This is a genomic window from Peribacillus sp. FSL K6-1552 (assembly GCF_038005205.1).
Lineage (GTDB): Bacteria > Bacillota > Bacilli > Bacillales > DSM-1321 > Peribacillus > Peribacillus butanolivorans.
In genome coordinates, this window is sequence record NZ_JBBOST010000001.1 from 2,523,999 (window position 1) to 2,550,068 (window position 26,070).

Sequence of the window (26,070 nt, forward strand, 5' to 3'; positions counted from 1 at the left end):
TGAGAAGACTTGAAAAAAATATTTTGCCATCGGGATAAAAATACAAAGTCGCAAGTTTAACATGAACCTACATATAGAATGAAAATCCAAGTCGTTGATTCCTTATCATAGGAATCAACGACTTTTTTTAAGGAAAAAAAGGCTTAGTATATGTTTTTACCGGTCTATTAATAATACACCTATATATTATTTTTTCACTTTAATCTATGTACATAACCTTCTGTTTAATCTAAGTTAACAACCTTGAATATATCAATATATTCAAGGTTAATAAAAAATACAAAAACATATGTTAGGTTAGTTAACAAATTATATTGTCGAAATAAAAAAAACATGCTAGAATGAGAATATTCCGAAATATGAAACACTAATTCCGAATTTCGGGATTTGTGAAATTGAATGAAAGTGAAATACAGATTTTCTACATATTTATAAGTTTTAATTTTCGAAATTTCTGTAAATAGGAGGAGTGTTCAATGAATACAGTTGATTTGAATTGTGATTTAGGAGAGAGTTTTGGCACATATCGAATTGGAAATGATGAAGAGATTTTGGATTATGTAACATCTGTCAATGTTGCTTGTGGCTTTCATGCTGGTGATCCGACCGTTATGAGAAAAACGGTTCAACTTGCTTTAGAGAAAGATGTCAAAATTGGTGCCCACCCTGGATTACAAGATTTAATAGGTTTTGGCCGACGCAATATTAATATTTCTCCACAAGAAGCTTATGATATTGTTGTATATCAAATTGGTGCATTAAATGGCTTCTTGCAATCAGAAGGCGGGAGTATGCAACATGTTAAACCACATGGTGCTTTGTACAATATGGCGGCAAAGAATAAAGAGTTGTCTCTTGCCATTGCTGAAGCTGTATACAAAATTAATCCTGAGCTCATTTTATTTGGCTTATCGGGAAGTGAATTAATACGTGCTGGAGAGACCATTGGATTACAAACCGCTAGTGAAGTGTTTGCGGATCGGACATATCAAAAAGATGGTTCATTGACTTCTCGAATGGAAGCGCATGCAATGATAGAAAATGATGATGATGCCGTTGCACAAGTAATTCGAATGGTTAAAGAAGGAAAGGTATTATCACAGCAAGGAACTGATGTGACTTTAAAGGCAGATACAATTTGTATTCATGGGGACGGAGAACATGCTTTAACCTTTGCTCGTCATGTAAAAAAATCCTTAGAAATATCTGAAATTACAGTTAAGTCTATTTCTAAATAAAATCACATCTAGGGGGTAGATTCCATTGGAGCCAATCAAAAATATAACAACTGACCAGACAAAAAATCATTCTAAGCCAAAAACTAACCGGACATTATTGCTAGGTGCAGCATTTCTTATGGCAACATCAGCCATAGGACCTGGTTTTTTAATGCAGACAACTGTTTATACCCAAAGTCTTGCAGCAAGTTTTGGTTTTGTTATTCTTATTTCAGTTATTCTTGATATTTTTGCACAAACAAATGTATGGCGCATTATTGCTGTATCTGAAAAACGAGGACAAGAGATTGCAAACATGGTTCTTCCAGGACTAGGTTATGTTCTAGCGGCACTCATAGTTATGGGGGGGCTAGCATTTAATATAGGGAACATCGCAGGAGCTGGACTTGGTCTAAATGCGATGACTGGAATTTCCCCAACTGCTGGAGCGGCAATTAGTGCCGTCATTGCAATATTAATTTTTGTTGTAAAAGAAGCAGGTAAAGCGATGGACCGTTTTACACAAATTGCCGGCGTATTCATGATCTGTTTGATGGTGTACGTTGCTTGGACAACATCCCCTCCAGTTGGTGAAGCAGTTGTAAGGACATTTGTACCCGACAAGATTGATATTATCGCAATTGTTACTTTAGTTGGAGGATCTGTAGGTGGGTATATTACATTTGCTGGTGGGCATCGTCTATTGGATGCAGGCGTGAAAGGTGTCGGAGCACTGCCAGAAGTCACAAAGAGTTCAGTAATGGGTATTTTAATAACCACAGTTATGCGAGTTGCATTATTTTTAGCAGTTCTAGGTGTTGTATCTAAAGGCTTGCAAATTGATTCAGGAAACCCTGCGGCATCCGTTTTTCAACTTGCTGCTGGAAATGTTGGTTATAAGATCTTTGGTGTTGTTATGTGGGCTGCCGCAATCACATCAGTAGTTGGTGCTGCATATACTTCTGTTTCGTTTATCAGAACATTCAGTGAAAAAATAAATAAAAAGGCGAACTGGATTATAATTGCCTTTATAGTCGTTTCAACAATTTGCTTTTTGTTAATTGGCCAACCAGTTAAAGTACTACTTGTAGTGGGGGCAATTAATGGTCTGATTTTACCAATTGCACTTGGTACACTTTTAATTGCGGCATATAAGAAGAATATTGTGGGTGATTATAAACATCCTTTATGGTTAACGATATCAGGTGTATTTGTGGTTATTGTTATGGCGTTAATGGGTGGATATACATTAATTACTCAACTACCATCACTATTTTAATAACTATAGATTCAATCTAATTATTACGACTAGCAGTTTGTGAAAAACTGCTAGTTACTTATAGGAGATGTATAATATGATTAATCTTTCGCAAGCAACCCCGGCTGAATTGCGCGCAATGATCCGCAACAATGAATTGATTAAACCGACTGCTGGAATGGCAAACGGATATGCACAAGCAAACTTAGCCATCTTAAAAAAAGAGCATGCTTTTGATTTTTTATTATTTTGTCAGCGTAATCCTAAGTCTTGTCCACTTCTAGACGTGACAGAAATTGGTTCTCCTATTCCTAAATTTGCTGCTCAGTCTGGAGATATACGTACAGATATTCCAAAATATCGGATATATAAATATGGTGAATTAGTGGAAGAAGTAACGGATATTTCAGATTATTGGGAAGATGATATGGTTGGATTTTTAATCGGTTGCAGCTTTACATTTGAACATGCCCTTTTAAACAATGATATTTCCATTCGTCATATTGAAGAGGACTGTAATGTACCAATGTATAAAACGAATATTTCATGTACTGAAGCCGGGATCTTTCACGGGAAAATGGTAGCCAGCATGCGTCCGATTCCTCAGCAAGATGTGGTGCGAGCGGCTCAAGTTACATCGCGTTTTCCTGCTGTTCATGGTGGTCCAATCCATATTGGAGATCCGGAGGCGATTGGTGTTTCTAGCATTCAGCAGCCGGATTTTGGTGATGCAGTAACGATTCGTGAAGGAGAAGTGCCAGTCTTCTGGGCTTGTGGAGTAACGCCTCAATCTATCGCAATGGAAACAAAACCGGCGATTATGATTACGCATGCACCAGGACATATGTTTATAACGGATATTCGTGATGAAAAATTAGGAGTTCTATAACTAACAGAAAGAGATGAGTTCTATGCCGGAAAAGCTTTTGAATAATACTACATGCGTACTGTCTCCCTTAGGCGATTCTGCAATCGTGATTACATTTGGGAATGAAATTAAATACGACATTCACAAAAAAATTAAAATGTTTATGGATTTGCTAGAAGATGAACCTTTTGTTGGATTTATAGAATGTGTGCCGGCTTTTACAAATTTGACAGTTTTTTATAATCCTCTAGTTATCTATAAGAAACAAAAACAAAGCAATAACGATGAATTAATTTCTCCATATGAAGTGGTTCGTTCTATCATGGAAAGGAAACTACAGTGGTTAAAAGAAGATAAAAAGCTGACACATCGAACAGTTTCTATTCCTGTATGTTATGGGGATGAATATGGCCCGGATTTGGAATATGTAGCTCGTTATAATAATTTAACTACTGATGAAGTCATCCATATTCATTCAAACGGTGAGTACTTAGCCTATATGATTGGATTTGCACCAGGTTTTCCATTTCTCGGTGGACTATCAGAAAAAATTTCAACGCCTAGACGATCTTCTCCTAGAATGACCATACCAACAGGAGCAGTTGGAATTGCAGGTATGCAAACGGGTGTATATCCTATATCAACACCTGGAGGGTGGCAATTAATTGGACAAACGCCAACCAAACTATTTTTACCAAATGTAAATCCTCCAAGTTTATTACAAGCAGGAGACATTGTAAAATTCCATCCAATTTCTAATCAAGAGTATAAAGAAATTATTCTAAAGGAGGGGTTACAGTGAGCCTGCGTGTAATTAAGCCGGGATTATTAACTAGTATTCAGGATCTTGGAAGAAAAGGATTTCAGCAACATGGAGTGATTGTAAGCGGGGCAATGGATGCATATTCCCTACGAATTGCCAATATGTTAGTTGGCAATAAAGAAGGTGAAGCGGCCCTGGAAATTACGTTAATGGGTCCGACTCTTAAAATAGAAAAAAATTGCTTGATCGCGATAACAGGTGGAAATTTATCACCTACTATTGACAGTCAAGCTGTTCCAATGTGGAAGCCTGTTTATGTAAAAAAAGGCACGATTCTTCGATTCGCTGGATGTAAATCAGGTTGTAGGGCTTATTTGTCTGTAGCGGGAGGATACGCTATTTCTACAGTTATGAATAGTAAAAGTACATATTTAAGAGGGGAAATTGGCGGCTATAAGGGAAGAGCATTAAAAGTAGATGATGTTGTGGAATTTAATGAAACTTCTACTATTCTAGCTAACCGGAAGTTTAAGGAAGCGTTTACCGCTCCAAAGTGGTTTGTCAATGAAAAGGAGTTTATGCCAAGTCGCTTGCCAGTTATTCGTTTCATAGATGGAAGCCAGTACGATTATTTTACGGCCTCTAGTAAAGTTAGTTTTACAGAGAATTTGTTTAAAGTTTCAAACCAATCTGATCGTATGGGCTATAGAATATCAGGCCCTTTGCTGGAGTTACAAGAAAAACGTGAGCTATTATCTGAAGCAGTAACTAACGGGTCTGTTCAAGTTCCTCCTGATGGAAACCCTATCATTCTTCTTGCGGATAGCCAAACAACGGGAGGGTATCCTAAGATAGCTCAAGTGATAACTGCAGATTTACCATTAATTGCTCAGGTCAAACCAGGGGAAGCTATTCAATTTTCACGAGTATCCTTAAAAGAAGCTGAGCAGCTTTTCCTTCAAAAAGAACAACAATTAAATGAATTAAAGGTTTCAATTTCATTAGCTCTAAAAAAACAGCATATTATATAGTTATTTCACATCAAGAAGTAGCAAAAAGGAAGAGAGTACTCTTATTAAAAGGGCACTTTCTTTTTTTTGTTTATTCTCCGAAAACAGCCTAACATCAAGAAAAAATTCCCTCAGTATTTCCTTCTATATAAAATAAATTACAAAAATTAGAAAAAGTAAGTTTGTAATAAAGTACAGGCAGTTCTGCACATCAGAGCTGTTTTTTTATTTTCAAAGATAGGGGAATTTTCCCCTTAGGATAGGGAAGTTCCCCGATATGGAAAAATCGGGGCACCTCTTACAATAAGGGTATGGTAATTGTTAGTAATGAGGAGGAATAGTAATGCAGGCAAAAGTCGCAGCAAATCAAAAAACAGGAAAATCAATTGATAATGCATTTGCATCACATTTTGCTAAGTCTATGTTTCTAGCAGTTTGCGGACTTGTAACCTTATCGTTTTTTGGCACAAGAATGTTTACACACGTAGATTTAAACCTTTATGGCTATATGGTGGGGACGATTATTTTTATTGGGGGGTTCTTTTACAGGTTTATCGCATGGGGAGAAAGGCCGCCAACAAAGATTTTTATAAAAAAAGGCATCAAACTTCTATTTAGAAAATCAACGCCTAAAACATCAGTTGAACATTTAGCAACATACAATTTCATCTGGAATAGGGGAATTTACCGATGGACTCAGCACATTCTAATCGGATGGGGATGTATTCTTTCCTGCTTCGTGACATTCCCTCTAGTATTTGGATGGATGTACTTCACCATGGACGACAATGGCCACTACAACATTATCGCAATGGGGATCCGGGTAATAACTGTACCAGCTAATGGAATCATTGCGAACTTATCATATAACGCTCTGAACATTACAGCTGTGATGGTTATCGCCGGAGTATGCATGGCTCTATACCGCCGTTTGAAAAATATGCAGGCAAGAGCAGAACAAAAATTCATGTATGACTTTCTTCCATTATATATGCTGTTATTAGTTAGCGTTACAGGCTTGTCACTAACGTTTATGAACATCTCTTTGCACGGTGCAGGTCAGCCAGCTATGTCCCTGATTCACCAGTGGTCAGTCATTATTACATTGATTTATCTTCCGTTCGGAAAACTGGCTCACATACCATTCCGCCCAATGAGTGTATTTGCAAGAAACTACAGAGAGCATTATGCGGAACAATCCATGAAAGGATGCAAAGTATGTGGTGATGAGTTTGTTTCAACAGAACAATCAAAAGATGTCGTAGAGGTTCTCGGCGTGAACGATATCGAATTTCAAACGAAGGAAGGCCATCATCTCGCTGAAATGTGCCTACCTTGCCGAAGAAAATACCGGATTGCTCAATTTTCCGGTTTCCCTATCCATGAGTTAAAAGTTAAGGAGGCAAACCAGAATGCAAAGGGATAAGTTTTTTAAAGAAGTAGAGAATGTGATACACCCGAATGAAACATTGGTCAAAACGCATTGTGCGTATTGTGGAATGCAGTGCGGAATGAATTTAAGGGTAAATAGAGCGACAAATAAAATCATTGGGGTTGAACCACGTTATGACTGGCCTGTAACGGTTGGAAAAATGTGTCCAAAAGGGGTTACAGCTTACCAGCAGACGAACCATGATGATCGTATTTTAAAACCGCTTATTCGTGATGATGCATCATTAAAGGGAACAAAGGAAGGCTTTCGTGAAGCAAGTTGGAATGAAGCATATGATTTAATCGTGAAAAAGTTCAGTGAGCTTCAAAATAAATATGGAAAAGATTCATTATCCGTTTTCAGCGGCGTATCAATGACAAATGAAAAATGCTATTTAACAGGGAAATTTGCACGTGTGGCTCTTGGAACGCGCTACATTGACTATAATGGCCGTTTCTGTATGTCTAGTGCGGCCGGAGGATTCCTTCGTTCTTTCGGCGTAGATAGAGGTTCAACATTACCCTGGACAGATATTCATGAAACGGATTGCTTATTTATTGCTGGAAGTAACACAGCAGAATGTCATCCAACTTCTATGTTCCGAGTCTGGAACGTTCAAGAAAGAGGCGGATACATTATCGTGGTGGATCCCCGCGAAACGCCTATTGCGAGAAGAGCAGATGTGCACCTTGACCTGAAACCGGGAACGGATCTTGCCCTTGCTAATGGAATCTTAAATTTATTAATTCAAAAGGGTTATGCTGACAAAGAGTTTATTAATAATCATACTAACGGATTTGAAGAAACAAAAGAGCTTGTAAAAGAATTTACACCGGAATATACGAGTGAGCTTACAGGTGTGGCACCGGAAAAAATCATTCGCGCAGCAGAGATTTATGGAAAAGCACCGAATGCAGTTGTCATGTTTGCCCGTGGAATTGAACAGCAGCATAAGGGTGTTGACAATGTATCTGGATATACAAACATGGCGCTTGTAACGGGTAAGATTGGCCGTCCGAAGTCTGGTGTAGCAACATTCACAGGTCAAGGAAACGGACAGGGTGGACGAGAGCATGGTCAGAAAGCGGATTTATTGCCAGGATACCGAAAAATTACAAATCCTAAACATGTAGAAGAAGTTTGTAAAGTATGGAAAATCACTCCGGAAGAAATGCCTCAGCCGGGTGTTTCTGCTTATGAAATGTTTGAACTAATGGAACAAAAAACGATCCGCGGATTGTATCTGCTATGTTCTAATCCTGCAGTATCCGCGCCGAATTTAAATTTCGTCAGAAGCGCGATGAAAAACCTGGATTTTATGTTGTGTTCGGATTTCTATCTTTCTGAATCAGCAGAGTTTGCGGATGTGATCTTGCCGTCTGTAACGTGGTCAGAAGATGAAGGGACAGTTACAAACCTGGAAGGAAGAATTATTAAGATAAATAAGGCACAAGAACCAATCGGTGAATCTAAGCCCGATTGGCAAATACAAGTAGAGCTTGCAGAACGTCTCGGAAGAGGAAAATATTTTTCATATTTGAAAACAGCAAAAGATATAGCTGATGAATTCAGACTGGCTAGTAAAGGCGGATATGCCGATTATTACGGTGCTACATGGGATAAAATCGACAAACAGGACGGTGTATTTTGGCCTTGCAAGGATGAAAATGATAAGGGAACGCCGCATATGTTCCTGGATAAAAAATTCTATCACGCAGACGGCAAAGCGAAAATTTGTGCGCTTCCTTACCGCCCCCCTGCTGAAGAGCCAGATGAAAAATATCCGCTTCGTTTAACAACTGGACGTGTCGTTTACCACTACTTATCAGGGAACCAGACGAGAAGAATCCAGTTCCTGCGTGATATGTGTCCGGAGCCATACGTCGAAGTACATCCGGAAACAGCAAAAATATACAATATGGAACATGAAGAAAGAGTCCGCCTATTTACCCGAAGAGGTGAGGCGATCTATAAAGTGAAAATTACAGAAGCAATTCGTAAAGATACTGTATTTGTTCCGTACCACTTTGGTCACGAGCAATCTATCAATCTATTAACCATTGCAGCACTGGATCCGATTTCCCGTATGCCGGAATATAAGGCATGTGCTGCTCAATTGGAAAAAGTAGAAATAAAGAAGGTGCAATAAATGAAAAAGAGGCTGTACTTAGAACTTGAAAACTGTATAGGATGCCGTTCATGCCTTGCAGCATGTACACAATGCGGAGGGCATGAAGAGCGGAACAGAAACTACGTTTACGATGTAAACCCTATGGTTAATCGGCAAACCATGCCTCTTATGTGCCTTCATTGTGTGAATCCGGCCTGTGCAAGAAGCTGTCCAGCCCAGGCAATCCAAATCCATGAAACAGGGGCCGTATTATCAGCTCTCGTTGAAAAATGTATCGGCTGCCAAAACTGTACGATTGCTTGTCCATACGGAATACCAAAATTTGATACTGAACAAAACTTAATGTACAAATGTGATTTATGTATCGACCGGACAAAAGACAGTATCCCGCCAATGTGTGCAAGTGTTTGTCCGTCTAATACACTTCAATGGCTAACAGATGAAGAAATTGAAAATAAGAAAAAACAATTTAATCTAGATAATGGAAAATGGGTGACTAGCATACCGTATCTTGAAGGTGAAACGAACGTTAAAGTAAATTTGCCTGGTATTTTACAGGGGATAACAAAGCTATTTTAGGAGGGATTAAGATGCCGTCAGATAAAAATAATAAAATTCCCTTTAATGAAGATAATTACACTCATAATATTGAACGGAATAATGAAAGAAAGCTTGACAGACGTGGGTTCATGAAAACATTAGTAGGGGCTGCTGGCGTATTCGCAATTTCCTCCCTTCCTTGGGGGGCGGTAGCGGCTAAAGAATTGCTGGGGCTTGGGGAAAAGGAGTATCCTCACAAAAAAATCACAGATGTAAGCAAACTTGCAATTGGTGACGCATTAGAGTTTAAATTTCCAGGTGATCATGATGATGCTCTTTTGATCAGATTGTCAGAAAAGAAATACGTAGCTTACCAAAATGCATGCACACATCTTCGCTGCCCGGTTTTCTGGGTGAAGGAAGAAGGAGAGATGATTTGTCCTTGTCATCATGGAAAATTTGATGTTGAAACAGGTGCTCCAACTGCCGGTCCGCCAAGAAGGCCGCTGCCTGAGATTCAGGTGAAAGTTGAAAATGGCGCGGTATACGCAGTAAGGGTGAAGCGTTATGAGGCTTAAGTTTATTGGTGTCGCGCTGCTTTGTGCCTTCTTTATGATGAATATTGTATTTACCCAATTTATGGTTCACCAATATTATTATGAAAATTATGTAAATGTATTAATATTTGGGGGATTAAACATTGTGGTGTTTCCCTTAGCGTTATTTACTTATAAAAAAACGAAAAATGAAAAGGCGTGAATCAAATGAACAGTGAAACATACCTTGATTTTTGTTTTATAAAAGAAGCATCTGGAAATTTTGCTACTGAAATCGATAAGCTTCTTTCAGACCTTTTTAAAGATGTCCGTCTTAACTGGTATTTAGATGAAAAGTCAATAGATGGGGTTGATATTGTAGTTGCCGAAGTAAAGGGAATGAGCAGATGGGAGTCTGAAGAGGAAACAATTGAATTTATCGAGAATCATGCAAAAGATACATTCTGGAAATATTTGCAGGGTTATCAGATGAATGTTTACATGGCAAAGAGAGGGTGCAATACCTGTGGAACAAATTAATGTAGAAGATATACAACCATTAGTATCGGAAAAAGCAAGAGTAGCCATCTTAGATGATGATGGCCAGGATAAAGCTCCTTTCGTTTCTAAAACGATTGTTAAGGTGGAGCTTTGTCCTGACATAACACATCTGCGTATTTATTTTGACGACATTAACTTTTTCGCTGTCCCATTGATATCCAATGTGACTAAAAATGAAAATGAGTGGTCAGCTTTTGATGAAAATTCGGGTTTACAATATATAATTAGAAGAGAGAGTGGTCAGGATGTTTAGAAAAATTCAGCTTCCATTACAAACCTTAAATCTCGTTGTAGGATTTATGGTGTGGGTATTAATTTCTTCCCTGCTGCCTTTTATTAAAGAAGATATCGCTATACAGGATGGTCAGCTTGCACTGGTAACAGCTGTTCCGGTTATTTTAGGATCTATTCTTCGCATTCCCCTTGGCTTTTACGCCAATCAGTTCGGGGCTAGGAAAATTTTCCTGATTAGCTTTATATCGCTGTTATTCCCTGTTTATTATATCAGTATCGCGGACTCTCTTGCTGATTTGTTGATTGGAGGGCTTTTTCTTGGTATTGGGGGAGCCGTATTCTCTGTAGGAGTAACCTCTTTACCAAAGTATTATCCTAAGGAACGCCATGGCTTTATAAACGGAATTTACGGTGCAGGAAACCTCGGAACGGCTATATCAGCGTTTGCAGCACCTGTTGTAGCTACGAAGTTTGGCTGGTCTACAACCGTGCAGCTTTACCTTGTAATTTTGGCAGTCTTTATTGCAGGTAACTTCCTATTAGGAGATAAAAGGGAACTGAGAGTTAAAACACCGCTTTTAGAACAAATTAAGGGTGTCTACAAAAATGAAAAACTATGGCTGCTAAGCTTATTTTACTTTATAACATTCGGTTCTTTTGTTGCATTTACTATTTACCTGCCAAACTTTCTTGTAGCGAACTTTGGATTAGATAAAGTTGATGCCGGTATAAGGACCGCAGGCTTTATTGTCCTTGCTACTCTTATGAGACCAATTGGCGGGTGGCTTGCCGACCGCTTCCATTCTCTTATTCTGCTCATGTTTGTTTTTGGAGTTTATACGATTTCAGCAATGATCCTATCCTTTGCTCCATCAATTGGCTGGTACACATTTGGCTGTTTAAGTATTGCTCTATGTGCTGGAATGGGAAATGGTGTTATTTTTAAGCTAGTGCCCATGTATTTCCAAAAACAGGCTGGTATTGTGAATGGAATTGTGTCCGCAATGGGCGGTTTGGGAGGATTTTTCCCGCCGTTAATTCTATCCTTGTTATTCAATATCACAGGCCATTATGCAATCGGGTTCATGGCATTGTCAGAAGTTGCTCTTGCAAGTTTGATTTTAGTCGTCTGGATGTATTTCCAAGGTAAAATGGAGCTTGCCAAAGAAGTGATTGACCATACAATAGAAGGCATTTTGATCACCGATACCAGTGGTAAAATCATTTCAGTAAACCCTGCGTTTACAAGTATTACGGGCTATCAGGAAAATGAAGTAATTGGAAAGAATCCTAGTATACTTAAGTCAGGTAAACAGCCTCAAACTTTTTATAAGGATTTATGGAAATCTATTGAAAAAAATGGTTTCTGGCAAGGTGAAATCTTGAATAGCCGTAAGGATGGACAACAATATCTACAATGGCTGACAATTAGTGCAATAAAGAATGATGCTGGGGATGTTGTTCAATATGCCGGGATGTTTAGTGATATTTCAAGTCATAAAATGAAAAAATCATAAAAAATCAATGTGCTGTAAATCATTGAATCCCAGTTTTGAAGCGGAGTTTTCGACGTACAAGAAGTACTAGTGCAAACTTTCCCTAAGGACAGAAACTCTTCATCAGCTTTTACATCGCTCGACCGAAAGCGTAACTTTTGGGAGGACGTCCCGTATTAGTCGTCCTGCCCGATAATTTGCGACAAACGATTAAGGAGGGTGGGAATGAATACTCAGCCACTCAAAAAAAACATCAGTTCTTATATTATTCAAACTCATGAAGAAGAGATTAAACGAATTGCAATGGAGCTTCATGAAGGCGTGGGACAGTCCCTCTACAGTCTCTTTACAGGTATGCAGCTCATTGAAAAGGCAATCGAACAGCCTGCCATGAAAAGCTATGCAGGTGATATGAGCCAGCTATTGGAAAAGACAATTCAAGAAATCAGGCTCTTGGCTGTAGAATTGCATCCTCCTACCCTTACAACTCTGGGGCTAATTTCTGCTATGAAAAGCTATATAAAATTATACACTTCAACATATGGCATTGAAGTTGAGGTAGAGAATCTGGGTGTTGAATCGCAAATCTCTGATAGAGATAGCATTACACTTTTCAGAGTCTGCCAGGAAGCATTAGTGAATATAGCAAGGTATGCTGATACGATGAAGGCAAGTATAATATTCAAATGGAAAAAAAGCAGGTTATTGATTATGATTAAAGATTCAGGAAAAGGGTTTGAGGTGGAAACGGCTATGAATAAGTCGAGCGGGCTTGCAGCCATGAGTGAAAGAATGCATTTGATTGGCGGAAAATGTACCATATTTTCAAAAATAGATAAAGGGACTTCTATAGAGATTTCTCTTCCATTATATTAAAATGGACTAAACAGGGGGTTTGCTAATTGAGCAATCCCCGTTGTTGTTTCAAATTCATTTATAACAATACATATACGAACAAAGCTAAGGGGGAACAGCTTTGATAAAAATTTTGCTTTGCGATGATCACGCCGTTGTAAGAATGGGCTTAAAGATGCTATTAAATAATCATGCTGATATGGAAGTGATAGGGGAAGCTTCCGAGGGGAACGAAGGAATACAGCAAGCACTAGAGCTCCAGCCAAATGTGGTAGTCATGGATTTAAGCATGCCTCATGGGAAGGATGGCTTATCAGCCACTTCAGAACTGAAAAAACTAATGCCTGAAGTAGCCATATTAATACTTACTATGCATGATGATGAAGAATATTTGTTCAGAGCTATTCAAGCGGGTGCTTCAGGCTGTATTTTAAAAACTGCACCACATGAAGAATTATTGGTAGCTATTCGCTCTGTATCGACCGGAAATGCTTACCTTCATCCATCTGCAACTAAAAGGTTAATGGAAGTATACATAGGCAGTGTGAAGCAGGGGACCTCTGATACTTTCAATCTGCTTTCGGACCGTGAAAAAGAAGTCCTGACATTGATTGCGAAAGGATTTTCCAATAAAGAAATTGCCGGACAGCTTGTTTTAAGTGTGAAAACGGTTGAAACCCATAAAGGAAACCTGATGGAGAAGCTTCAGATGAAAACAAGACCTGAACTTGTTGCATTTGCTTTAAAAAAGGGGTTATTAGGGTATGGAATTTAACGTGTGCAATAAATCGAGAAAAGATCAACCATTTAAACAAGCGTGTGAACAAGTATTAGAAGAATTGAACTGTGATTTTGTTGGACTGGCTTTACAAAACAGCAACGGTCCAGACGTAAGCTGGCATTATGCCGCCGGGAACAGAAATGATAAATACAAAAGAATAACAGTTCGATATGGAAAAGGGATAGCAGGTAAGGTAATATCAACAGGCAGACCGATGGGAATTGAAGATTTTCCTAATAATATTCTGGGCAAAGCACTAGAATATCCTATCATGCTCGCGGAAAATCTCAGCTACGCTTTCGCAGTTCCAATTCAATTTAAAGGTGTTCTCAAAGGTGTATTATTAGTAGGTAATAGAACAAAACAGCCTATTTCTGAAAGTGACCAGCATACGATCCTTGATGCAGCGAAAAGATTGGAAAAGGAATTAAACAGCTCAATTTAACGGCAACAGGAGGACTATGTATGGACTGGAATAATCATTTGGAAATGGAAAAAGAGAATTCTTTTGGGTCCAGCGAAGCGACAATTCTCGTTAATGAATCAGGCGTCATCTCTTTTGCGAATCAACAGGTATATGAAAATTTTGGTTATTTAAATCATGAATTAATAGGAGAAAAGCTTTTGAATCTTATGCCAGGAGCAAATCTTCAGGCCAGTGGGGAAGGGGAAATAATCCACCAGTTCGGAATCCACAGGGATGGACATACTTTTTCACTTTTTTTCAGGGTGAATGCCTTTTCGCTTGAAAAAGAGGTCTATTACTTAGTCGTGTTCCATAAAGTGAAAGACCAATCACGACTTAATCAACAGCAAACCTATCCCATAAATGAGCTGGTTGATTTAATGTACGCACTCGATGAATCAACGATTGTCGCTTTTACAGATGAAAAAGGCAAGATACAATCCATTAACAAGAAATTTTGTGAGGTATCCCAATATTCAGTAACAGAACTTATAGGGAAGGATCATCGAATTATCAATTCAGGTTATCATTCAAAGGAATTTATGCAAAATCTTTGGAGAACAATCTCGACAGGAAGTGTATGGAGGGGCGAAATTAAGAACAGAGCAAAGGATGGAACCTATTATTGGGTAGATACCACAATTGTCCCTTTCTTAAATGAAATAGGGAGCCCTTATAAATACCTGGCAATTCGGAAGGAAATTACCGAATATAAACGAGTTGTAGAGGAACTGAAAAAGTCCGTAAATAAACTTGTCGATTTTCAATTTGCTTTGGATGCTTCATCAATTGTAGCAATAACCGATCAAAGAGGGACCATCAAATTTGTTAATGATCAATTTTGCCGGATTTCGGAGTTTTCAAAGGAAGAGCTGATTGGACAGAATCATCGAATTATTAACTCGGGATTTCATTCTAGAGAATTTTTTAATGATCTTTGGAGAACAATTTCATCGGGGAAAGTATGGAAAGGTGAGATTAAAAATAAGACCAAGGGTGGAACCTATTATTGGGTAGATACGACTATAGTTCCGTTTCTTGATGAGCACAATAAACCATACCAGTATTTAGCGATTCGCTATGAAGTGACCAAGAGGAAGATTGCGGAAGAAGAGATTCAGAAAATGACGGGAAAAATCATTGATGTTCAGGAAGATGAAAGGAAACGCCTTTCTCGAGAGCTTCACGATGGTATCGGACAAAACTTATACAGCCATCTCATCACGATTAACAGGCTGCAGACAGAAATGAGTCATCCTCTTTTAGATCAGATGCGAGATGAAGCAACTGAAATTATCGAAGAACTCCGACACCTATCATGGGAACTGCGGCCATCAGTACTTGATGATCTTGGTTTGTTCCCAGCCATTCGCTCTTATTTGGTCCGGTTTTCAGAGCATCACCATATCAAGATCCATTTTGACTGCTATTTAAATTGCCGTCTGAATACAAACAAAGAAATTACCATTTACCGTGTAATCCAAGAAGCATTAACGAATATTCGTAAATATGCTCAAACCGAAGAAGCAACAGTGACGATTCGGGAAATAGATGACGAAATTCGTGTGGTTATAGAGGATAAAGGAAAGGGATTTGATTTAGAAAAGGTTACCCGTGGAGTAGGCTTATTCAGTATGGAAGAGAGAGCCAAAGCTGCCGGTGGAAACCTTTCCCTTCATTCTGTTGAGGAGAAAGGGACAAAAGTATTTTTGGAAATACCTTTGTAAAGAAATTTTTTTTGTAACGATCAAGTAAATTTAGCTGCAAGGAATTCCTGATAGCTTTACGCATTAAGATAATATTCCCATTAAAGATCCTCTTAAGGGGTCTGTTAAGCTAATAACCCATGGCGAAAGCTTCCAATATACAAGCAAACAAAAGTTGAAAGTTATGAAGAAAACAGCTACGAAGGTAATATGAATATGTGCTCAGAGCATTTATGCAAAATAACAATCTATGCGAAAACAGTCTTATTCAATTACAACTTTTGTGCTTTGTTTTATAATAAATTGATAGTAAAGGTGAACAACAATTTCTATCTTCTGCACTAATAAAAATACTAAAATCATGAAAGGAGCCATGTATGCAATCACAAAATAAAACAGTTGTAAAGTCAATGCAGATTCTTAACCTTTTCATGAATCATTCCAAGCTCACTTTTAATGAAATGATGGAACTTTCTGGCCTCCCAAAAACCTCTCTGCACCGTATGATTGGATCATTAGAAGAAATGGGGTTTTTAACAAGAGATGATGATGGTTATTATTCACTTGGGCTTATATTCTTGCAGTTTGGACAACTCGTAGGGGAGCGTTTAGATATAAGAAAAATCGCATACCCCATTATGAAAGAACTTCGAGATGATGTTGAAGAAGCTGTGAATCTAATTGTGAGAGATACTAACGAAGCCATGTATATTGAAAAGGTAGATACGTTGCATCCTGTTCGTTTATATACTTCAATCGGAAGGCGTTCACCACTGTACGCAGGTGACTCTCGAATAATACTCGCCTATTTGCCTGAAGAAGAATGTGAAGCATATCTCGAAAATATAGAATTAAAACCAATTGCTATTGGAACGATAACAGATAAAAAAATACTCCGTCATGCTTTGGAAGATGCAAGAATGAAAGGTTATACGATTACTTCATCTGAATTAGAGGATTATACAAAATCCGTAAGTGCACCAATACTTAACGGTAAAAATCAAATTGTAGCAGGTATAAGCGTAGCTGGAATTGATGCAAGATTTCAAGAAGATCGCTTGCCGGAATTAATTGAAAAAGTAACGAATGCCGCCAGACGAATTTCATTGAAACTAGGTTCTCAAACTTCGTAAACTAAAACCGAAAAAGAAGTAGCAGATTAATAAACTTTGTATGTCCGCCAATTCAATTCAGTACTATACTGTCTGATTTTTGTTTCCTTATTTATTATGACTTACATAAGATTTACTTGGAATTTCTAAAAGTTGGGGGATAGGACTATGGAAAGCCATTCCCGAACGGAAACAACCATGAGCAGACCTTTCTTTGTTATTTCTTAGGTGAACCTTTTACCACTTGGTTCCTTGAAGGTAGTGAAGGCTTCATCTCAACTAAGGGAATAATTTGTGTAACCACTCTAATCATTTACGATTATGGTGGTTTTTTGGGTTTTTGTTATCATTTTACTAACAGTTTTATCATCATTGAGTTGTTAAAACATCTAAGCATATAAATAGAGCTCTCCAACCTTTTTCAGTATCATAGTCACTTATGATAGGTTTATATTATCTATTTTTGCATTTTATGTTTATAAAGGGGGATTAAATGAGAGGTAAAGAAGTATATCTTTCAGAATAGTATCAATCCTTCTTTGTAAGTTGTCATTATCCGTTTTCAATTATTAGTATGAATAAATCGTACGAGTTTATTAACTTGGATAACGATATTAGTAAAGAGTTTCTTGTGACACATAAAAAGGCAAAAGCTTTTGTGAATGATCAGAAAAGAGATAGTTTATCCAATGCTCTTTTTTATTTTTATGAAGATATAGAAAATTCTTTTGTAGTGGAATCAGGTAAACAATCTATCTCAAAGAATGAGTTAAAAGCTTTAGCACTTGCAATAAGCGGCAATCGAAATAATCTTGTGGGATTATTCGTCCAACCAAATGTAGAATTACCATTGAATCATTTTAGAAAAAGTAGAAAACAATTTAGAAGTATTGGTGAGTAATTCATATCTTGATAGGGCTAGTTTTGATACCGTCTTCCATAACATTTTTGTTGAATTAATATCTGCTTGTGAAGAAGCTGATTTTTTTTATTCGGCGAATGCCTCAGAAAAATAAAACAATACTTTATTTTATAATTTAATCCGTCCAAGTAGACTGTTAAAATACGATATTAACTCCTGTAAGGGAATAAATAAAATGAACTAAACCAGTGTTCGGAAGAATTAGAAAAAGTTGTCAAATAAGAAACGAAACGTGTACGGGAATCATCCTATTTTCGAATCTAGAATTCTCGCACACGTCAAGGAAATATAATAAACTATTGAAGAAATGAACATATTCTGTGTTGTCTATTTTTTTAAAGCCATTAGAGCAGGTTACACTTCGTCCCAGTGATGCTGTTTCTGCATTTAAATACGTGCAAATTCGGATTGATATATATTCCTTGGTAATCCAATGTCAGTCATGGTAAGTAACCCTGGTTTGCGAATAGCATCGATCTGCTTAGCGGTATTGATAACCATTGCAGCGGTCGCAGTATCTCCAAAAATACCATTTGGAATGATCAATCTTTGCGTTTCGTTTCCTTCAATAATAATTTCATCTTCTTGATTAATTCCAACAGACATAGTCAAATCCAAGCATATTTCCCTTCCATTTGAGGTCTTGCCCTTGGAAACTTGATGAAGGCCATTTACATCTCCTGGTTTTAAGGAAGTAAGTGGAACGGTAATATTTTCTCCAGCAATCGTCGGTTCAATTGTATTTTTTACACTTGTAAGGTTCCAATTGAGACCATAAGCGATTAATCTGATAGATTCTTCAAGCCCAACATGCCCAATTTTATTCTGTTCAGCTAAGGATTCAAATTCTTCTTTGGGCATACCGATGCCGACTTTTTTTTGTAAGGGAATGCGTCGTTTTGAAACATCTACCCTACGGTTGACAATTATTTTATTGACCGCTGTTAATACTGTTGAAAAACAGATGACCAATGTATCCATGATGAATCCTGGATTAATGCCAGTCCCAATGACACTAAGCCTTTTAGCCTTAGCGTAATCATCTATTTCCTTGGCAAGTTCAGGGTAACGGTCCCAGGGGAAAGAAAGCTGTTCGCAGGTAGAAACGACTGAAAAACCATGATCTAGAAGTTCTTTGATTTGTGGCCATACTTGTTGTAAGTTAGAACCGGTTGCATGAAGGGCGACAGGATTATCTGTGTTCGTTTTTAATTCCTGTATACTAGATACTACTTTTAGTCCTGTTTGTTTTTCATTGATTAATAACCCAATATCATTTCCAATCTTTTCAGGATCAATATCTATAACACCAATAATCGAGTGTGGATTAGTTTGGTATGCACTGCGGAGAATTTCTATACCAATAGGGCCGAGCCCGAATACTGAAAATTTTGAATGTTGTTTAGTCAATAATCTCTCATCCTTTCAAATATCGTATAAAAAAATGCTAACATGGTAAGATAAATAATAAAAATAGTAAATTTTTATATACTTATAAATATTGGTTATAGAAGGGAGTACTTAAAGAAAGGGGGAATTATCAAGTAACGTATTTGTTCAAAGCGGGAAAATTATTTGTATTATAATTGAAATTGAATAATCAATATAAATTTATGTAAAAGAGGCTCTACCAAAGGTTTTACTTTTGGTAGGGCCTCTTTTTTTAAAATAACCTAGTGTTTATTCTGGATCAGGTTTGACGGAAATGGGGTGCACCGTAAAAATATATAAAGTAACTTTGGAAGCTACAAAATAAATGAAACCTTTAAAAGCAGTATAAAGGGCAATGTGATTCGAATCGAATTACATTGCCTTTCCTTTTTTATTAGACAATATAAGAAAACATGTATTTGCTAGCTTAGTAAAAAACTTGATTTAATGTTGTAAACTAACGGATTGCGTTAGTAGAAGAAACAAAGAAAATAACAAGACAAATTTTAGGTCGATCTTCCTTTTGCTAATAATCTACAAGGAAAATAACAAAATCTATCTAAAAAAAGTATCTAAAAATGATACCTTAAATCCTCACGATTATTTTATTATTCCGTATGCTTTAAGTTCTGAATCAGGTAAAAGATGACGGTTTGCCTGGTGTAATGAACACTTACAACCAACAGCATGTGGAATAAGGTTGAATTTCTTCAAATTCTTCGTGTAGAAGAATTCTTTTTGGCATTTTGAACTTCCTCCAAAACCCATTTATCAAAACAACTAAATCCTCTTTTCTAGATTCATCAGCCTTTTTTAAATCTTTTTGAATATCTGCCCATTCCCGTTGAGCATGGACTAATTTTTGCAAGTGTAAAAGTAATGCTTCGATCTTCCTTTTTTCATACATTACTTGCTTAGAATTTTCTACTGGAAACTCTATAATTAATTCTTCAGGTACTTCTAGAATAAAGCCTTGCTGCTGGACTTATAACCAGCAGAGTTCTTAACCATCAACATTTCATCTGGTTTCCTGATTTTTCTTTTCCTTCCGATTGCATTGAAATTCGTTAATAAAATTCTGGCACCTTGGGATAGTGAATAGAATCTTTCTTCATACTGTTTAAAGTCAGTCCGCTCTTTTGGTCATTCTTTACAAAATAGTACATTTCAAGGTTTTCATTTCCGATTTCTTTTGTAGTAGCTATTAACTCTTCCACAAACTCTTTCCACTGATAGTTACGAAAGATTAGAAACGCCATCAAAATGTAGTCAGCTTTAATATTATTGAGGGAATACCATATTAATTCGTGTTAAATAGTAGTAAGGTCCTCACTTGCTAAACCTTTTAATGGGATTTTTAGCTTTTTGGATTCTTTGTAGCCCTGTACATTTAATCTATAAAATTGTTTAAAATTATCTTCATTGAATTCTTGAACAATAGAGGAATAGTGGAACCTGTTAGCTTTTTCTAAAATATCACATACGACTTTGAGTTCCCCGCCTTTATCGAACAATTCCCTGGCTTCCCTGTATAATCTAATACTCTCTTCAATATATTGTTTCTGTTTATTGGAAGATGAAATTGAAGTTCTAGATTCATTTATTTCCAATTTTGATTTGGAGATAGGATGAGTGTCTCCTTGTTTCGCTTCTTTAAATTGTGTTCTACATATAGTTCATTATTTAAGACCTTTAATAGCAAAGTAAGACAAATAAAACAATTTAGGGGGTTCAAAATGTCTGAAGAATCCTTTTGGAAAAATAGCGATTTTGTAGAAATGTTTAAAAACTCATCTGAATAATCAAAATATACATATTAATACATTGAACGGTTGGTATAAATGGTTAGAGAATGAACGACTTCATTATATTAATCGTACTCTAGAAACCAATGAAAAGGTGTACGATGAATTAGATTTAAAAATTGCAATGTTTATAAAGAATAGAAGGGAAGAAAAGCGGGCCTTATCAGCGATTTCAAATGATCTCTCAAACTTATTTGAGTTAAGACCATTAAAAAGAGAAGCTTGCACCATATGTAGACAATACGGAGACTTTGAAAAAACAGATAACAGAAGAAGTAAAGAAAAATTTTGTAGAAATGGCTACCGCAAAAGTCGAAGAGTTGAAAAGCCAATATGAACAATTACTAAACGGCTTGCCCAAACCACCATCTATAGAAGAAAGAAAGAACCAAAGCTTTCAAGCGATGGTGATTCAGAGAAAGATTGAAAGTTCTCGGAAGAGGAGGCGAACCTGGCATGGTCCAACTTGCCTGAGGATCAACGCCTTAAGAGGGTGGGTTTTTTTAGAAAATACATCGAAAAAGGACCAGTTTGTCCGTACTTATATCAATGAACGTTTTGTGGAACGGGACGGTTGAAAAAAGAAATGGAACTTGATAAGTAAGTCATGGAAGGACTTTTAATATCTAGCCCCAAAAATCAACTCTCGATTCGGCCTATTTTTGGCGAATCCAGGGTTGATTTCTTAGTTTTAATAAAGGGGGTTGTAAACTAGCTGTTTCTAAAAATGACCGTACATAACCATAATTTAATGATAAGAATATTTTCATTCTCTAATCCAACAGAACCACTTAATATAACAGTAAATACTACAGTTTTCCAATCATATTTCATGGTTTCAATTATGGACGTAAAGAAATGGAGGGGCTTAATTGAAAGACGTCTTAGAGAATTTAGCGAGACATGAAAACCGATTATCGCTGGAATCGTTAAGGGATCATTCCTGTTTTTTTAAATTAGAGAGTACTTAAATCAAATTGAGACCTGAATAAGGTCTTATTTTATTACAATTACTTTACTTAAAGGGTTATCCTAGTCTTTTGATAACCTCGTTGCCTTCCAAATCTCGTCATACGGTTTACTAGGGGAAATATAGAAGTGCAACTGTTATATAGTAGCACCTTACTTTACAAAGTTAATCTTGGACATCAATTAAGGGCACTAATTCGAGATGATAGTTTACATTGATTTTCATATTACTCCATTTTTCAAACCATTTTTCTTCACTCATCGGTTTAGTGAAGGGCGTGAACGTTTTAGTTCCAATCTGTAGTGGATCAACGTTCCACTCCTGATTCTTTTGTAAAAATGCCTTTGTTTTGGTTTCCAAATAGGATTCAATCTCGGTTTTCAAAACCATTATTTCAGCTAGATCATTTAGATTCTTTGTACCACGATACTCATCTATCGTACCTGTAAGTTCTACATTGACGGTCAATGTTGATAAATCTTGATTTAATGTCATATTCGTATTTGATCGTACTTGACCTAAAACAGTAGATAAGTTTGTCATTGGCAAATATTTTAAATAGCCGTCATTTCCTATAAGCTGGTAGATTTGATCTTCCATATGACTAACTGTTGAAATTAGCTTGTCGCCTTGAAAGATCGCTGTCCCCTCATAAGTGAAACTATCTTTCTCTGCCTTAAAAACTGGCAATATCGGGTCAGAGTAAACGGCGTATAGTTTCTCCATAAATTGGTGCAAGTTTACAATCGACATCTCGCCTTGATGTTTTTCCTCGTAGTGTTTTAGCATACGATAAAGGAAATAATCTGGATTTTCCTGATCATCTTGCAGTTCATTTTTTATATACTCTTCAAAGTTTCCTCTTACTATTACGAGATAGAGACGCTGAGATATGTTGGGGTCAGAAAATACCGTATCGATAATTGTTTTCATTCCCTTTTTAGCAAGTTCTTCATTAATTAGTAACATCCGAAGTTGTCCTGTTTTCAACTCACGGTAATATTTAAAATTAAAGGTTTTCCCACCTTGTTTCAGTAGCTCAACTTCCATAGTGAGAAGACGTTGTTTTTCTTTAACCAAGGGAGGCACGACTGTGCTTGCTTTTAATTTCCCTTCTCCAGCGTCATCTAATGACCAGAAAATCACTGGTGCAATTTCTTCAATCTCGTTATTTTCCACAAATGGGGAACAACCAGTAATCCACAAGATGCTACTCACTATAACCAGCAATATAGCCTTTTTAAAGGATGTCATATTCTACATGCGCCCCTTTCTTTTACTTGATATGAAAAGCAATGAAGGGACCAATAAGTATGTAAATGACCCACACCATATTTGAAGATTAAGTAAAAGGTTTTGGTGATCTTCCTGCCAGATCCAATTGTTTGTGGCAATGAGGCCTACAATTAGTACCAAACAAGTAAATTGGAGCCCTTTTCTGGTAGGTTGGTTTTGTGATTTTTTCCTTATGATTCGATAGGCACCATAGATACATAACAAAAAGATTGACACAGCAAACACTAAGTTAAAAACCTGTAAAGAAATCATGATAATATCGATTCTCTCAAATACAGGTGTCTGTAAGTACTTAGCCATTGTTGCCACAGGAAATTTGCTTTTGCTTAAATATTCGGATCCAAAAAAGAATAAGGAGCCCATAAATAAAAGCACATATTCCAGTACAGATAGTGTATTGGCATAAGTGAAATATCGAACCAAATTTTCTTTGGATTTTAGCCAGGGAACTAAACAGACGATATACTCAGGTCCGGAAAAAGACGACCATATCAACAACAATCCCCTCCAAGACTCCTTAGACCATTCAGTTGGTACTAGTGGATATAGGTCATGTAGTGAAGCAATCTCGGGAAAGAAAAAAGGATAAAATAAGACAATCATCCATATCGTACATAGGAAGGCGATTACTACAAAACGAATCGAGTTACTCATTCCTAGTGATGCTACATAACAGCAGATCACCATTATAAATACAACCAACCAATTTGCATTCATCGATGGAAACACAAGTTGATGGATAATTTCCACGTAACCTAATGTAAGGACGACTACTTTCACTAACATAAGAATGACACCGAAAAATGTAAATAAACGTACCAACGATTCCCCAAAAATCTGCACAAACCCTTGATAACCTTTTGAAGCATAATCTGAAGATACCCATTTTGACAACACCATTAAATTGAGTTGAGAAAGCATTCCTACCAAGATAATTCCCCAAATCATATATGGGTGGGTTAGTATTGTTGGCATAATAAATAGAAAGTAAAGCATTTGGAGCCGGTTCACCAAAAAAAAGACATAAATGCCACTGAAGGATGATGTTTTATCATATAAAGAAAATAAATTCACGAATTCACCTCCTTTTACCATAACGCCATTTCTGTAATGGATGTAAATGCTCAGGCCTAGTTTTCATCTTCGTTAACGGTCCGCGTATGAAAAGATCAATCCAATCCTCCCAGTAGAAAGGAGCTACCGGTGCTAAATAAGGTTGTCTAAGTGACGTAAGTCCGTTTAAGTGGGCAAGAATTGCTATCATACCCAGCACGATCCCAACTATCCCAAGAAATGAAGAAAGCACAAGAAAAACAAACTGAATCAATGTATTAGCTTTTGTCACTAAATAGTTGGGGACCAAAAAAGAAGCGATAGTTGAAATACCTACCAGCACAATCAATACCTTACTGGCTAAACCTGCTTCTACTGAAGCTTGGCCAATGACTATTCCGGCAATTACACCTAGTGTTTGACTGGATTTTGATGGCATTCGCAGGCTAGCTTCTTTGATAATTTCCAAAATGATAAGCATGAGCAGCGCTTCCCAGAAGGGAGTGAATGGCAATTTACTTCTTGATTCCACTAGTACAAAAAGAATTTGCAAAGGAATCATATGATAGTGATGAGTAGTTAACGCTACATAAAGGGGAATTAGTGCAATAGATAAGAAAAAACTGATATATCGTATAGTGCGTAAAAAGCTCGCGACTGGCCAGCGGTTAATATAGTCCTCAGGTGATTGGAAAAGATGGAAAAATGTAACAGGTCCAACTAATACAAACGGTGTATTGTCGACCAAGATAATCAGTTTACCGAGACCTAAAGAATAGGCACAAACATCTGGACGGTCCGTTTGTTGAAATTGAGGAAATATACTATGTTGATGATCTTCCATAAAAGCCGCAATTTGAGACGAATCAAAAAATAAATCAAAATCAATCTTGGAGATTTTTTCCCTGGCAACAGAAACGAATTCAGGATTGATTACCCCCTCCATATACATAAGGACAACAGTTGTATCGCTTAAAGAGCCAACTTTAAACTTCTCTGCTTTTAATTCGGCTAATGGCAGTCTCCTACGAATTAAAGTCATATTAACTTCTATTTGCTCACAAAAGCTGTCTTTCGCTCCATATAATATCGTTTCAGTGTCAGACGTTTCGATAGAACGGCCTATGTTATTCCTGAGTGGTGCAGTCAACCATTGGTTTCCAATCACGTCATAAATAATAATGGAACCTTTTAATAATTGTTTTTGTGCTTCTGCTAAGGTGAAAATTTCAGAGACTTTAGTAGTGGACATACAATCAAGGATTGTCTCATGAGTACAGAGAATCACAGGTTCTATTATGGATTCATTCATTCTTTCCTCATCAATCAATGTTCTTATGTATACGAATGTGACATTTTGATCTTTTGCATTTTGTCTTTCAATGATTTCTGCATCATCCAAATTTGCTAAAACCTGCTTTAATAGGTCCATGGAAATTTCTTGTTGACCTGTCGTTTTTTGAGATATTTCCATAAACGCACCGTTTTTCCTTTTATTCCTTTTCCAAAACATATAAATCCCTCACTAAATTCATTTATTAGTCACGCGGCGATTATAAAAAAGGGAAAGTATAATATTTTTAAAGGCTAAACCTATTATGTTCCATCGAACACGAAACTATTCAGT

General features: G+C 37.0%; 25 protein-coding genes. 20 read left to right on the plus strand and 5 right to left on the minus strand.

What is annotated here, in order from left to right:
• The first annotated feature begins 476 nt into the window (after window positions 1-476).
• From pxpA to NST21_RS12320, 19 genes are all read left to right on the plus strand, one after another.
• Window positions 477-1,238, plus strand: a complete 762-nt coding sequence (gene pxpA / locus NST21_RS12230; RefSeq protein WP_340453697.1) for a 5-oxoprolinase subunit PxpA — start codon at window positions 477-479, stop codon at window positions 1,236-1,238.
• 118 nt (window positions 1,239-1,356) lie between these two features.
• Window positions 1,357-2,496 carry an NRAMP family divalent metal transporter gene (locus NST21_RS12235; RefSeq protein ID WP_340892521.1) on the plus strand — a complete coding sequence of 380 codons (1,140 nt, stop codon included), beginning with the start codon at window positions 1,357-1,359 and terminating at the stop codon, window positions 2,494-2,496.
• Between the two features lie 76 nt (window positions 2,497-2,572).
• Window positions 2,573-3,364, plus strand: a complete 792-nt coding sequence (locus NST21_RS12240) for a putative hydro-lyase (RefSeq protein WP_340889342.1) — start codon at window positions 2,573-2,575, stop codon at window positions 3,362-3,364.
• Window positions 3,365-3,377: 13 nt separating this feature from the next.
• Window positions 3,378-4,145, plus strand: coding sequence for a 5-oxoprolinase subunit PxpB (gene pxpB, locus NST21_RS12245; RefSeq protein WP_445670508.1), 768 nt, complete (start codon window positions 3,378-3,380; stop codon window positions 4,143-4,145).
• The gene (locus NST21_RS12250) at window positions 4,142-5,137 is read left to right on the plus strand and encodes a 5-oxoprolinase subunit C family protein (protein WP_340889345.1); all 996 of its coding nucleotides are present in this window, start codon (window positions 4,142-4,144) and stop codon (window positions 5,135-5,137) included. Before pxpB ends, NST21_RS12250 begins: the two co-directional genes overlap by 4 nt.
• Before the next feature lie 322 nt (window positions 5,138-5,459).
• Entirely contained in the window at window positions 5,460-6,542 is a 1,083-nt protein-coding gene (locus tag NST21_RS12255) for a hypothetical protein (protein WP_340889346.1), read from the plus strand.
• Window positions 6,529-8,697, plus strand: a complete 2,169-nt coding sequence (locus tag NST21_RS12260; protein ID WP_053345811.1) for a molybdopterin oxidoreductase family protein — start codon at window positions 6,529-6,531, stop codon at window positions 8,695-8,697. The genes NST21_RS12255 and NST21_RS12260 overlap by 14 nt, the downstream gene beginning before the upstream one ends.
• Window positions 8,698-9,258 (plus strand): 4Fe-4S dicluster domain-containing protein, encoded by a 561-nt coding sequence (locus NST21_RS12265; RefSeq protein WP_053345812.1) that lies wholly within the window; start codon window positions 8,698-8,700, stop codon window positions 9,256-9,258.
• Between the two features lie 11 nt (window positions 9,259-9,269).
• The gene (locus tag NST21_RS12270; protein ID WP_056527086.1) at window positions 9,270-9,797 is read left to right on the plus strand and encodes a Rieske (2Fe-2S) protein; all 528 of its coding nucleotides are present in this window, start codon (window positions 9,270-9,272) and stop codon (window positions 9,795-9,797) included.
• Entirely contained in the window at window positions 9,787-9,978 is a 192-nt protein-coding gene (locus NST21_RS12275) for a hypothetical protein (protein ID WP_053345814.1), read from the plus strand. Before NST21_RS12270 ends, NST21_RS12275 begins: the two co-directional genes overlap by 11 nt.
• Window positions 9,979-9,983: 5 nt before the next feature.
• Window positions 9,984-10,295 carry a hypothetical protein gene (locus tag NST21_RS12280; RefSeq protein ID WP_053345815.1) on the plus strand — a complete coding sequence of 104 codons (312 nt, stop codon included), beginning with the start codon at window positions 9,984-9,986 and terminating at the stop codon, window positions 10,293-10,295.
• A complete protein-coding gene (locus NST21_RS12285) occupies window positions 10,249-10,569 on the plus strand; it encodes a hypothetical protein (protein WP_340889347.1) in 321 nt (106 codons plus the stop codon). The genes NST21_RS12280 and NST21_RS12285 overlap by 47 nt, the downstream gene beginning before the upstream one ends.
• Window positions 10,562-12,067 carry a nitrate/nitrite transporter gene (locus NST21_RS12290; protein ID WP_340889348.1) on the plus strand — a complete coding sequence of 502 codons (1,506 nt, stop codon included), beginning with the start codon at window positions 10,562-10,564 and terminating at the stop codon, window positions 12,065-12,067. Before NST21_RS12285 ends, NST21_RS12290 begins: the two co-directional genes overlap by 8 nt.
• Window positions 12,068-12,271: 204 nt before the next feature.
• Entirely contained in the window at window positions 12,272-12,922 is a 651-nt protein-coding gene (locus NST21_RS12295; protein WP_098174678.1) for a sensor histidine kinase, read from the plus strand.
• A 100-nt stretch (window positions 12,923-13,022) separates the two neighbouring features.
• Window positions 13,023-13,676, plus strand: a complete 654-nt coding sequence (locus NST21_RS12300) for a response regulator transcription factor (protein WP_340889349.1) — start codon at window positions 13,023-13,025, stop codon at window positions 13,674-13,676.
• Entirely contained in the window at window positions 13,666-14,127 is a 462-nt protein-coding gene (locus tag NST21_RS12305) for a GAF domain-containing protein (RefSeq protein WP_053345820.1), read from the plus strand. Before NST21_RS12300 ends, NST21_RS12305 begins: the two co-directional genes overlap by 11 nt.
• A gap of 20 nt (window positions 14,128-14,147) precedes the next feature.
• Window positions 14,148-15,875, plus strand: a complete 1,728-nt coding sequence (locus NST21_RS12310) for a sensor histidine kinase (protein WP_340889351.1) — start codon at window positions 14,148-14,150, stop codon at window positions 15,873-15,875.
• Window positions 15,876-16,231: 356 nt separating this feature from the next.
• The gene (locus NST21_RS12315) at window positions 16,232-16,987 is read left to right on the plus strand and encodes an IclR family transcriptional regulator (protein WP_340889352.1); all 756 of its coding nucleotides are present in this window, start codon (window positions 16,232-16,234) and stop codon (window positions 16,985-16,987) included.
• Window positions 16,988-17,567: 580 nt separating this feature from the next.
• On the plus strand, window positions 17,568-17,867 hold the full coding sequence (locus NST21_RS12320; RefSeq protein WP_340889354.1) for a hypothetical protein: 300 nt from the start codon (window positions 17,568-17,570) through the stop codon (window positions 17,865-17,867).
• 408 nt (window positions 17,868-18,275) lie between these two features.
• Here the strand turns inward: NST21_RS12320 and NST21_RS12325 are convergent, their stop codons facing one another.
• Window positions 18,276-19,298 (minus strand): NAD(P)H-dependent amine dehydrogenase family protein, encoded by a 1,023-nt coding sequence (locus NST21_RS12325; RefSeq protein WP_340889356.1) that lies wholly within the window; start codon window positions 19,296-19,298, stop codon window positions 18,276-18,278.
• Between the two features lie 1,088 nt (window positions 19,299-20,386).
• On the minus strand, window positions 20,387-20,578 hold the full coding sequence (locus NST21_RS12330; RefSeq protein WP_340889357.1) for a hypothetical protein: 192 nt from the start codon (window positions 20,576-20,578) through the stop codon (window positions 20,387-20,389).
• A 797-nt stretch (window positions 20,579-21,375) separates the two neighbouring features.
• On the opposite strand from NST21_RS12330, the gene NST21_RS12335 reads away from it, so the two are divergent.
• Window positions 21,376-21,702 (plus strand): hypothetical protein, encoded by a 327-nt coding sequence (locus tag NST21_RS12335; RefSeq protein ID WP_340889359.1) that lies wholly within the window; start codon window positions 21,376-21,378, stop codon window positions 21,700-21,702.
• 557 nt (window positions 21,703-22,259) lie between these two features.
• Here the strand turns inward: NST21_RS12335 and NST21_RS12340 are convergent.
• Genes NST21_RS12340 through NST21_RS12350 form a run of 3 tightly spaced genes read right to left on the minus strand, consistent with a single transcriptional unit; the run spans window position 22,260 to window position 25,956 of the window.
• Window positions 22,260-23,348 (minus strand): Ger(x)C family spore germination protein, encoded by a 1,089-nt coding sequence (locus NST21_RS12340; RefSeq protein WP_340889360.1) that lies wholly within the window; start codon window positions 23,346-23,348, stop codon window positions 22,260-22,262.
• Window positions 23,349-23,351: 3 nt separating this feature from the next.
• Window positions 23,352-24,464 (minus strand): GerAB/ArcD/ProY family transporter, encoded by a 1,113-nt coding sequence (locus tag NST21_RS12345; protein ID WP_340889361.1) that lies wholly within the window; start codon window positions 24,462-24,464, stop codon window positions 23,352-23,354.
• A 4-nt stretch (window positions 24,465-24,468) separates the two neighbouring features.
• Window positions 24,469-25,956, minus strand: coding sequence for a spore germination protein (locus tag NST21_RS12350; RefSeq protein WP_340889365.1), 1,488 nt, complete (start codon window positions 25,954-25,956; stop codon window positions 24,469-24,471).
• Between the last annotated feature and the right edge of the window lie 114 nt (window positions 25,957-26,070).